This is a genomic window from Nocardia sp. NPDC006982 (genome assembly GCF_042869435.1).
Classification (GTDB): domain Bacteria; phylum Actinomycetota; class Actinomycetes; order Mycobacteriales; family Mycobacteriaceae; genus Nocardia.
This window is the reverse complement of sequence record NZ_JBIAFV010000017.1, coordinates 98,994-109,877: the sequence shown is the minus strand read 5'-3', so window position 1 is coordinate 109,877 and position 10,884 is coordinate 98,994. Positions and strand designations below refer to the sequence as shown.

The following is a 10,884-nucleotide window of genomic DNA, read 5'->3' as shown; positions in this document are numbered from 1 at the left end:
GCCAAGTGAGCACTACTGCCGAGAAACTTGCCGACCTGCGAAAGAGACTGGAATTAGCGCAGGAACCGGCGGGCGAAGCGGGGGTGGCGAAGCGGGCTGCAAAGGGAATTCCGAGCGCTCGCGACCGGATCAATATGCTGCTCGATCCGGGTACCTTCGTGGAAATCGGCGCGCTGGTTCGCAAGCCGGGTGATCCATCGGCACTGTACGGCGACGGTGTGGTCACCGGGCACGGCCTGGTCGAGGGCAGGCCGGTGGCGGTGTTCTCACACGACCAGACCGTCTACGGCGGTTCGGTCGGGGAAATGTTCGGCCGCAAGGTCGCCGCTGTCCTGGAGTTCGCGACCAAGGTCGGCTGCCCGGTGGTCGGCATCAACGACTCCGGCGGCGCCCGGGTGCAGGAGGCGGTGACCTCACTGGCCTGGTACGCCGAGCTGGGTAACCGCGCCGAGCCGCTATCGGGCATGGTGCCACAGGTTTCGATGATTCTCGGCAAGTGCGCGGGCGGGGCGGTGTACGCCCCGATCAATACCGACGTGGTGGTGGCCACCCACGAGGCCTACATGTTCGTCACCGGGCCCGGCGTGATCCGGGAGGTCACCGGCGAGGACGTCAGCCTCGAGGAGCTCGGCGGCGCCGATAGCCAAGCGCAGTACGGCAATATCCATCACGTCGCCGATGATGAGCAGTCCGCGTTCGAATGGGTGCGCGCTTATCTGGGCTTCCTGCCGACGAGCTGCCAGGAACAGCCGCCGATCGTGAATCCGGGGCTGGAGCCGGAGATCACCGAATCGGATCTGGAACTGAATTCGATTGTCCCGGACTCGGATAACTCCGGGTACGACATGCACGACATCCTGTTGCGCATATTCGACGACGGTGATTTCCATGAGATCGGCGCCTCGGCGGGGCGCAATATCATCACCGGATTCGCGCGGGTGGACGGCCGCAGCGTCGGTGTGGTCGCGAATCAGCCGATGGTGTCCGCCGGTGCGCTCGATGCCAGGGCCTCGGATAAGGCCGCGCACTTCGTGCGGATGTGCGACGCGTTCGAGATTCCGCTCGTATTCGTTGTCGACACACCGGGATTCCTACCTGGTGTGGAACAGGAGAAGATCGGCGTCATCAAGCGCGGCGGCCGCTTCCTGTTCTCCTACGTCGAGGCCACCGTGCCGAAGGTGACCGTGGTTATCCGCAAGTCCTATGGCGGCGGATATGCGGTAATGGGTTCGAAACAGCTCGGTGCGGATGTGAATCTGGCCTGGCCGACCGCGCGGATCGCGGTCATGGGCGCGGAGAGCGCGGTCAGCCTGATCGGCCGCAGACAGATCGATGCGGCGCCGGAGGATCAGCGCGCGGCGGTGCGCCAGCAGATGATCGACTTCTACAACGCGACCGTAGCGACCCCGTGGGTCGCCGCCGAGCGCGGCTATATCGACGCCGTCATCGAACCGTCGACCACCCGCCTGGAACTGCGTCGCGCCCTCCACCTCCTGCGTGACAAGGCCCTCGTCCGCAACCCCCGCAAACACCACCTGCTGCCGCTCTGACGGGATCGGGCCGCATTCCCGGCAGGGATGCGGCCCGATGCTTTTCGTGACAGCGGAAGTCAGGCGATGGTCGCCGACTCGATGATGACGGCGTCCTGCGGCACGTCCTGGTGCATGCCCGCCGAACCGGTGGATACCGCGGCGATCTTGTCGACCACCTCGGAGCCCTCGGCGACCTTGCCGAAGACCGCGTAGCCCCAGCCCTGTGGGTTCGGCGCGGTGTGGTTCAGGAAGCCGTTGTCGGAGATATTGATGAAGAACTGCGCGGTGGCCGAATGCGGGTCGTTGGTTCGGGCCATCGCAACGGTGTACTTGTCGTTCTTCAGGCCGTTGTTCGCTTCGTTCTGAATCGGGGCCTGCGTGCCCTTCTGCTGCATCTCGGGGGTGAAGCCACCGCCCTGGATCATGAAACCCGGAATGACGCGGTGGAAGATGGTGCCGTTGTAGTGGCCGGCGTTCACGTAATTCACGAAGTTCGCGACGGTGTTCGGGGCCTTCGCGTCGTCGAGCTCCAGCACGATCGGTCCGTAGTTGGTTTCGAGATTCACCTTTGTCATAAAGCCCACCTTTCCATCCCTATGGCAACCGGTCAGCAGTTCGGGTCGACTTTGCTGACCATGAAGGTCGCCGGCGTTGTAGCCGCACCCGTCTGCGCGCTTGGGCAGCCTCCAGTTCGCTGTGGCCGCACATATCGGCATTGCCGACCACGCGGCTCAGCTCAGGTTTTCGAGCGAAGCGAGATCGAGCATGCGCCGTTCGCGGCCCGGCTTGCGTCCGAGTGGCCGAAGCGCATGCGACGCAGTCGCGAGTCTCGGCCGCTCGGACGCAAGCCACGAGGGGCCGCGAACACGCCGTGCCGCAGGCGCGGCAAATCCAACACAGCTAGCATTGCCAACCGTGCCCGACGCCGCTACCGCTGTCTTGACAAAACCGCCCGCCGCGCCCGAAGTCGCACTGAGCGATTTCCGAACCGCGCGTCTCGTCGCGCTGGTCGCCGGCGTGCTCGGCGCGCTGCTCGCGCTGGCAGCTCCGTTCTTACCGGTCAGCCAGACCACCGCGACGCTGAACTGGCCGCAGGACGGGGCCCTCAACAGCGTGCAGGCGCCGCTGATGTCGCAGGTGCCGATCGATCTCGACGCGCGCATTCCGTGTTCGGCAATCGATCAGCTGCCGAGTTACGGCGGGATGCTGCTGGCTACCGCGCCGCCACAGGGCGACCGGGCCTCGCTCGAGGCGATGTTCGTGCGGGTTTCGGACACCACGGTGGATGTGGTCGACCGCAATGCCGTGGTCGCCTCGGCCGAGCGTGCGCAGTTGGGCGCGTGCACGTCGATCACCATCAGCTCCGACATCAATCGGACCAGGGCGGCGTTCGACGGTGTGACCACGACGATCGAGCGGCCGGTCGAGGGCGCGGCGCCCGGGACGACGCAGAAGGTCGAGGTGCCGGTCGAGGGGCAGCTGAACGGTGATCTGCGGCCGCAGATGGTCGGCGTGTTCACCGATCTGAAGGGCGCGGTGCCCACCGGCCTTTCGTTCCACATGACGGTGGACACCCGGTTCTCCTCCAGCCCGACCCCGGTCAAGTTGATCGCGATGATCGCGGCGGTGCTGTGCACGCTGATCGCGCTCGGCGCACTGGCTCGGCTCGACGGCAGTGACGGGCGCGGGCACCGCCGGTTCCTGCCCGCCAACTGGCTGAAGCCGAACTGGGCGGACGGCGCGGTCGTCGGCACGCTGCTGCTGTGGCATTTCGTCGGCGCCAACACCTCCGACGACGGCTACATCCTGAGCATGGTGCGGGTGGCGCCGCACGCGGGCTATATGGCCAACTACTTCCGCTGGTACGGCGTGCCGGAGGCGCCGTTCGGCTGGTACTACTACGTCATCCAGGCCTTCTCGGAGATCTCCACCGCGAGCCCGTGGGTCCGGTTGCCCGCGCTGTTCTGCGCGATTCTCTGTTGGATGGTGATCAGCCGCGAGGTGGTGCCCCGGCTCGGGCGCGGGGTGCGCAACAGCAAGGTGGCGCTGTGGACCGGTGGGCTGGTCTTCCTGGCGTTCTGGCTGCCGTTCGACAACGGTCTGCGCTCGGAGCCGATCGTCGCGCTCGGCGCGCTGCTGACCTGGGTTTCGATCGAGCGGGCCATTGCGACGGGTCGGTTGCTCCCGGCCGCGGTGGCGATTCTGGTGGCCGCGTTCACCCTGGCGGCGGCGCCGACCGGTCTGATGTGTGTGGCGGCGCTGCTCGCCGGTATCCGGCCGCTGGTGCGGATCGTGGTGCGGCGGCATCGGCAGTTCGCGGCGCAGGGTGTCGGCAAGTGGGGTTCGACGGTGCCGCTGCTCGCGCCGATCGCCGCGGCGGGTCTGCTGGTGCTGATCGTGGTCTACACCGATCAGACCTTCGCCGGTATCCAGGAGGCCAACCGGGTGCGGCAGGTGACCGGCCCGAACCTGGCCTGGTACGAGGACTACCTGCGCTACTACTACCTGTTCGTGGAGACCGTCGACGGATCGCTGTCGCGCCGCTTCGCCTTCCTGATCATGCTGCTGTGCCTGTTCACCACCATGTTGGTGCTGTTGCGGCGCAGGCAGGTTCCCGGCATTGCCAGCGGTCCGACCTGGCGGCTGATGGGCGTGGTCTTCGGAACCATCTTCTTCATGATGTTCAACCCGACGAAGTGGACCCACCACTTCGGCGCGTACGCGGGCATCGCCGGATCACTGGCCGCGGTCACCGCGGTGGCGGTTTCGGCAAGTGCGTTGCGGGCCAGGAAGAATCGGGCGATCTTCCTCGCCGGATTGCTGTTCGTGCTTGCGGTCGCCTTCTCGGGTATCAACGGTTACTGGTACGTGTCCAGCTTCGGTGTGCCGTGGTTCGACAAGCGGATCTCGCTGCACGGCTACCAGTCGAACACCCTGATGCTGGTGCTGTTCGGGCTGGCGCTGGCGCTGGTCGGCTGGTCGGCGCTGCGCGAGGATTACACCAAGCCGCAGCCGTCGGCGAAGTCGGTGCGCGGCAAGCGGATTCGTAAGTTCGCCGCCATCCCGCTGACCGTCGTCGCCGCGCTGATGGTGCTGCTCGAGGTGTGCTCGCTGGTCAAGGGCGCGGTGTCGCAGTACCCGGCGTATTCGCTCGCGCGCTCGAATTTCGATGCGGTGCATGGCAATTCGTGCGGTCTCGCCAATGACGTGCTGGTGGAACCGGATGTGAACAAGGGCAACGGCACGCTCACGCCGATCGTCGATCCGGCGAATCCGCCGAAGAACGGTGATCCGCTGGCCGGCGCCGATCCGGTCGGCTTCGATCCGAACGGTGTGCCCGAGAAGCTCAGCGCCGACACTATCGAGGTGAAGCCGGGCACCGGCAATACCTCCACCCAGTCGGTCGGCCCGGTCGGTGCGGATGGTCAGAACGCGGGCACCGATGGCGGTTTCGGCGCGACCGGTGTCAACGGCAGCCGGGCCACCCTGCCCTTCGGCCTCGATCCGGCCACCACGCCGGTAATGGGCAGCTACCAGCAGGGCGTGCAGCAGCCCGCGCATCTGGTCTCCAGCTGGTACCAGCTGGCGCCGCGCTCGGGTGATCGTCCGCTGGTGGTCATTTCGGCCGCGGGTCGCATCCTGTCCGTCGACGACACCGGCGACACCAGGTACGGCCAGTCGCTGACCGTCGACTACGGCAAGCACCTGCCCGACGGCAGCGTGCAGATGCTCGGCACCTACCTGCCGCGCGATATCGGTCCGTTCCCGTCGTGGCGCAATCTGCGCATCCCGCTCGATGAGATCGCACCCGATGCCGATGCGGTGCGCATTGTCGCCAACGACCCGATCCTGATCGGCGACCAGTGGCTGGCGTTCACTCCGCCGCGGATGCCGAAGTTGGCCACGCTCAACAGCTTCATCGGCCCCGAGCAGCCGGTGCTGCTGGACTGGGCGGTCGGACTGCAGTTCCCGTGCCAGCGGCCGCTGGACCACAAGAACGGCGTGGCCGAGGTGCCCGGGTACCGGATCCTGCCGGACCGGCCGCTGGCCATCAGCTCGACGAATACCTGGCAGGCCGAGGAATTCGGCGGGCTCCTCGGCTTCAGTCAGATGCTGGCGAAGTCGAGCACCGTTCCGACGTATCTGAAGAACGACTGGGCGCGGGACTGGGGTTCGCTGGAGCGGTACGACCAGTACTACCCGAATGCGGTTCCGGCCAAGTTGGATACGGGTACGGCCAGCCGATCGGGACTCTGGTCGCCCGGGCAACTGCGCGTGTTCTAACTCCTAGCTATACCGGCCCGTCGAATCGGAACTCCACCGATTCGGCGGGCCTGTCCTATATCTAAATGCGACCGCACGGAATGTTTGTCATCGAGCGGCGCTCTTCGCCACGCGGAACTCAACTGCCTATTCGTGAGCCCATGCAGACGAAAGCGCGGTGTGGTGCCGAACACGCGTGTGGCCTGTGCTTACGTATCCTCGACAGCGAAAGGCCGCCGCGTTGGCGATTCGCGCCATTGCGACGGCCGGGTGGTCGGGTGGTCGATGAACGGCGGGCTCAGACTTTTGCCATGCGCAGGCCGAGTTCGCGACGGAGTAGCTCTTGCGGGGTTTGGCGGGATAACACACGCAGCACCGCCGGTCGAAGCTCCCGTAGTTCATCTTCGGTAAGCAGTCCGACGAGGTCGCGCAGATCCATATCATCGAAGGCCGCGGTCATGAATAAAAGGTTAAAGCCAGCTTCACCGCTGGGAAGGCATTCGTGGCCAACTTTTACGACATGGTCACGCTGGTTCACCGTCGTAACGTGCGCGTGCCGCGGACACTTCGTCCATGCGATCTTCGGCCCAGGTTTTTATGGCGTGCATCACAGGCTGCAGGCTGTGACCGAGCGCGGTGAGTTCGTAGTCGACGCGAACCGGCACCTCGGCGGTGATCCGGCGTTCGAGTAGGCCGTCGCGTTCCAGAGTGCGCAGGGTTTGGGTGAGCATTTTGGGGCTGACGCCGGAGATGATGCGGTTGATCTCGGCGTAGCGCAGCGGGCCGTCCGCGAGGGCGTTGAGTATCAGGCTGACCCATTTGTCGCTGATCCGGTCCAGCAGTTGGCGGGTGGGGCATTCGGCAATGTAGGCATCGTATTGCTGCTTTGCCAGGTCACGGCGTTGCGCCGCGGTTGTTGTCGCCATCTGCTTCCCCGGTCGATTGTTACGTACTTCTGGGTAACTACTATCCAATAGATAGTAGCTGACCCTAGGTTTGTCGACGAATTCGTATCTCGACAAGCGATAGGAAGCGTCATGCGTGCGGTAGTAGTCCGCCACCCCGGTCCGAAGGCCGTCGTGGAAATCATCGAGGTGCCGACGCCCGAGCCCGGGCCCGGTGCGGTTCGGGTGAAAGTCACTGCGGCAACGGTCAATCCGGTGGATCTCATGGTCCGCAACGGCGTCGGCGGGACCCCGTTCGCCGCCCCGCGCGACCAGTGGGGGATCGGCTGGGATGTCGCAGGCGTCATCGACGCCGTCGGTGGCGATGCCGATTTCGCGGTGGGGCAGGCGGTGATCGGTATCAGCGACCGTCTCGATGTCTCGTTGGCCGCGCAAGCCGACTATGTCGTGCTAGAAGCCCAAAATGTAGCCCCCGCACCGACTTCCGTACCGGCGACGGCGGCGGCCACCATTCCGCTCAACGGGCTCACCGCCCTCCAGGCCCTGGCCGCCCTCGAGCTGACCGCCGTCGATTCCCTCCTCATCACCGGCGCGGCAGGCGCGGTAGGCGGCTTCGCCGTCGAACTCGCCGCCGCCCAAGGCATCCGAGTAATCGCCTCCGCTTCCGCTGCCGACGAACCCACCGTCCGCTCCCTTGGCGCTACCGACTTCATCCCCAGCGGAGCGAACCTCCCGGATGCCGTCCGAGCCCTCGTCCCCGGCGGCGTAACTGCGGCCCTCGACGCCGCGGCCCTCGGGCCCGAAACCCTCGCCGCCGTCCGCGCCCGCGGCCGCTTCGTCTCCATCAGTGTCCCCGCCACCCCGATCCCCTTGCGCGGCACCGAGGTAACCACCGTGCTGGTCCACGCCGACCGAACCCAACTCGACGAACTCGTCGCCCTGGTCGACAAAGGCCACCTCACCCTCCGCGTGGCCGAAACCTACCCCTTGAATGCGGTGGCCGCCGCCCACCAGCGCCTCTCGGCAGGTGGCCTCCGCGGCCGCCTCGTCCTCGTCCCCTAGCCCCCGAAAAGGCGTGGAGGTCGACAACGGTCGCCGCAAGCTCGGCGCGCCGGAGTCCGAGCGCAGCGTGCGCGTCGTGGCCGACCCGTCAACGCAGACAAGCCGGATCGTGATGTCACATTTCGCCGATACAACACCCCGGCCGACTCTGACCGTCGTGGAGATTGGGGCTAATCGGAGTCTGCGAGCATATCCAGGAAAGCGCGCATATCGTCGGCCTCCGGGACGCCGAGATCCGCATACAGGCTCATCGCGATACCGGCATATTCGCGCGCACGACCGACGTCGCCGAGATCTCGGTACGCGCGAGCCAGCCCGTCGTTGGCGCGCGCTCGCTCGGGTAGGTTCAATGCCTCGTCGGCCAACACCAGTGCGGTGCTGTGCTTTTCGGCGGCTGGGCCAGGATCGCCTGCGGTGCAGGCTGTCTCACCGAGGCCGTTGAGCGCGGCCGCTTCATCGCCACGACTGCCCAGCATCCGATACAGGTCACGGGCCCGGGAGTGGTTGTCTGTGGCCTCGTCCAGCAGGTCGTTGCGGCGGCACAGCGATCCCAGATAGTTCAGCACCAACGCCTCGCCGCGCTGATTGCCCACCTCGCGGTGCAGTGCCAGCGCGCGGTCGAGATGTTCGCGGGCGTCGCGGTACTGGTTGTTGTCGGCGCCGAGCAGCATGCCGAGGTTGCCGAGCACGTGCGCCTCGCCGACTCGGTTGCCCAGAAGATTGGCGAGATCGAGCGCCTCGCGCAGGTATCGTCTGGCCTCGTCGTAGTCCCGTTTACGCCACGCCACATTGCCGAGCGTGTTCAGCGCTCTGGCCTCTTGATAGCGATCTTCGGACGCGCGGGCAATCCGCAGTGCCGCCTGCGAATGCGTGGTCGCCCACTCGTAATCACCTTGTCGCCAGCATGCCCAGCCCAGGTCGGTCAACGCTCTGGCCTCGCCGATCGAGTCGGCCAGCTGTCTGCTCGCCAGCAGTGCCACCTGGTGCAAGCGTGCGGCGTCGGAGTGGCGGGAGTTGCCGTCGAGATAGGGACGCAGGGTTTCCGCCGTGTCTCTGGCGTGCGCGGGCCTACCGTGGTTGGACGCGTAAGCCGCAGTCGTGATGAGGTTTTCGCGTTCAGCATCGAGCCACTCGGCCGCGTCCACAGCGTCGTCCAGCGCCGTCACCCGGGCCGCGGAGGGCGGCAGCGGTTGGCGGTGATCGGCGCTGTAGGGGAACAGCAGATCCACCGCTGCCCGCGCGGTGTGCACGTAGTGGTCGAAAAGGCGTGACAGCGCGGCGCTTCGGGCGTCGTCGGATTCGTCCACCGACACCATGGCGCGGGCATGCTCGCGCAGCAGGTCGTGAAAGGTGTAGCGGCCGGGCTCGTATTGAGCTATCACATGAACGTCGAGGAGGTCTTCCAACAGCATTTCGGCATCGTCCACCGAGATATCGGCCAGCGCCGCCGCGGCGCCTGGATCGATATCCCGCCCGGGGTGCAGGCCGAGCAGCCGGAACATCCGCTGCCCGTCCGCGCGAAGCTGCCGATAGGAGAGGTTGAACGCGGCAACGACACCCCGTTCGGCCGTGGACAATTCGGCGAGCCTGCGCCGCTCCCCACGCAGCCGCCCCGCCAGATAGCCGACGGTCCACTGTGGGCGGTGCAGTAGTCGAGCGGCGGCGATCCGCACGGCCAATGGCAGGAACCCGCACAGGTGCAGTACGTCCAGCACCGCGAGCGGTTCGGCGGTGGCGCGGTCGCCGACGATCTGGTCGAAGAGGTCGACAGCATCGCGTGCAGGCAGTGGATCGACCGACAATGCCCGAGCACCATCCAGGTCGACCAGCCGCCGCCTGCTGGTTATCAGGATGAGACTGTCCGTCCCGCCGGGCAGCAGTGGCCGGACTTGATCGGCATCCACAGCGTTGTCCAGCACCGCGACCACTCGCCGCCCGGCCAGTTCCGACCGCCACAGCGCGCCGCGATCGGCGGTGGTCTGCGGAATGCGTTCGGCGGGAATTCCGATCTGGCGCAACAGGATTTCCAGCGCTGCATCCGTCGCGACCGGTTGCCGGTCGATCGTGTGCGCTTGGAGGTCGATGAACAGCTGACCGTCGGGGAATCGGTCGGCTACTCGGTGCGCGGTGTGTACGGCAAGCGCGGTCTTGCCGATGCCCGCCATGCCGTCGATCGTGGAGATGGTCGCCGCGGTGCCGGTGAGTGGTGCGAGGAGATGTTCGAGTTCGGCGCTTCGGCCCGCGAAATCCGGTATGTCGTACGGCAAGAAGTTCGCACAACGTGGCACGGGTTCGGTGCGTGCGGCCGGTGCCGTTACGCGAGTGGCCGGTTCGCCGTCGTCCCGCAATACCGCCTGCTCCAGCGCGACGAATGCGCGTCCCGGATCCAGACCCTGCGCCTGTGCGAGTGCCGTCCGGAACGATCGTGCGGCGGCGAGCGCATCGACCTGTCGTCCCGCTCGATGCAGTGCAAGTATCAGTTGACCGGCCAGCTTCTCCCGCAGCGGGTTTGCGGTCACCATCGCTGCCAACTCTTCGAGCACCGCCTCGTGCCTGCCGAGCCCGAGTTCCACCTCGGTCAACTGCTCGAACGCCGCCAACTGCTTCTCCTGCAGGCGGCGCCGCGCGGGCACGACGTAGTCGGCGTTCAGATCGGCGAGCGCCTCGCCGTGCCACAGCGCCAGCGCCGCACGCAGTTCCGCCACCGCGGCCTCGGGGTCGGAAGCGGCCAGCGATCGGCCGGCACCGACCCGGCTGGTGAATTCCTCGAGATCGAATTGCCCCGGCTCTGGCAGCGCAACGTATCCGGCGGATCTGGTCTGCAGTACCTGCGCCGCGTCCGCTTCGCGCAACACCTTGCGGATCGCCGTCACCGCGGCGTGGATCTGCGAGCGCGCAGTGTCCGGGGGATCCGTGCCCCACATGGCCTCGATGATTCGGTCTGCGCTGCACACTCTTCCGACATTGACCAGGAGATAGGCGAACACTGCCCGATGTCTCGGCGCCGCGGCCGACTCGCGGCCGTCAACCACGATTTTCATTGGTCCGAGGACCGTAAAACGCACACCCATCTCGGCTCCATACAACACCCATCGTGAAGGCATCGCAAAAGTATCAACGGG

Annotated in this window: 7 protein-coding genes; 3 read left to right on the top strand and 4 right to left on the bottom strand. The window is 66.3% G+C overall.

The window, feature by feature from the left end; genetic code table 11:
• Positions 1 to 5 precede the first annotated feature (5 nt).
• Entirely contained in the window at positions 6 to 1,550 is a 1,545-nt protein-coding gene (locus ACFYOW_RS40555) for an acyl-CoA carboxylase subunit beta (protein ID WP_387295835.1), read from the top strand.
• A gap of 59 nt (positions 1,551 to 1,609) precedes the next feature.
• Here the strand turns inward: ACFYOW_RS40555 and ACFYOW_RS40550 are convergent, their stop codons facing one another.
• Positions 1,610 to 2,107 (bottom strand): peptidylprolyl isomerase, encoded by a 498-nt coding sequence (locus tag ACFYOW_RS40550; protein WP_387295833.1) that lies wholly within the window; start codon positions 2,105 to 2,107, stop codon positions 1,610 to 1,612.
• 340 nt (positions 2,108 to 2,447) lie between these two features.
• Between ACFYOW_RS40550 and ACFYOW_RS40545 the strand changes: the two genes are divergently transcribed.
• Positions 2,448 to 5,816 carry an arabinosyltransferase domain-containing protein gene (locus ACFYOW_RS40545; protein ID WP_387295831.1) on the top strand — a complete coding sequence of 1,123 codons (3,369 nt, stop codon included), beginning with the start codon at positions 2,448 to 2,450 and terminating at the stop codon, positions 5,814 to 5,816.
• Positions 5,817 to 6,093: 277 nt separating this feature from the next.
• Here the strand turns inward: ACFYOW_RS40545 and ACFYOW_RS40540 are convergent, their stop codons facing one another.
• Positions 6,094 to 6,333 carry a hypothetical protein gene (locus ACFYOW_RS40540; RefSeq protein ID WP_364480146.1) on the bottom strand — a complete coding sequence of 80 codons (240 nt, stop codon included), beginning with the start codon at positions 6,331 to 6,333 and terminating at the stop codon, positions 6,094 to 6,096.
• A complete protein-coding gene (locus ACFYOW_RS40535; protein ID WP_387295829.1) occupies positions 6,320 to 6,721 on the bottom strand; it encodes a winged helix-turn-helix transcriptional regulator in 402 nt (133 codons plus the stop codon). Before ACFYOW_RS40535 ends, ACFYOW_RS40540 begins: the two co-directional genes overlap by 14 nt.
• A 111-nt stretch (positions 6,722 to 6,832) precedes the next feature.
• On the opposite strand from ACFYOW_RS40535, the gene ACFYOW_RS40530 reads away from it, so the two are divergent.
• Positions 6,833 to 7,762 carry an NADP-dependent oxidoreductase gene (locus ACFYOW_RS40530; RefSeq protein WP_387295827.1) on the top strand — a complete coding sequence of 310 codons (930 nt, stop codon included), beginning with the start codon at positions 6,833 to 6,835 and terminating at the stop codon, positions 7,760 to 7,762.
• A 170-nt stretch (positions 7,763 to 7,932) separates the two neighbouring features.
• Here ACFYOW_RS40530 and ACFYOW_RS40525 read toward each other — a convergent pair whose 3' ends face one another.
• The gene (locus tag ACFYOW_RS40525; protein ID WP_387295825.1) at positions 7,933 to 10,803 is read right to left on the bottom strand and encodes a BTAD domain-containing putative transcriptional regulator; all 2,871 of its coding nucleotides are present in this window, start codon (positions 10,801 to 10,803) and stop codon (positions 7,933 to 7,935) included.
• Between the last annotated feature and the right edge of the window lie 81 nt (positions 10,804 to 10,884).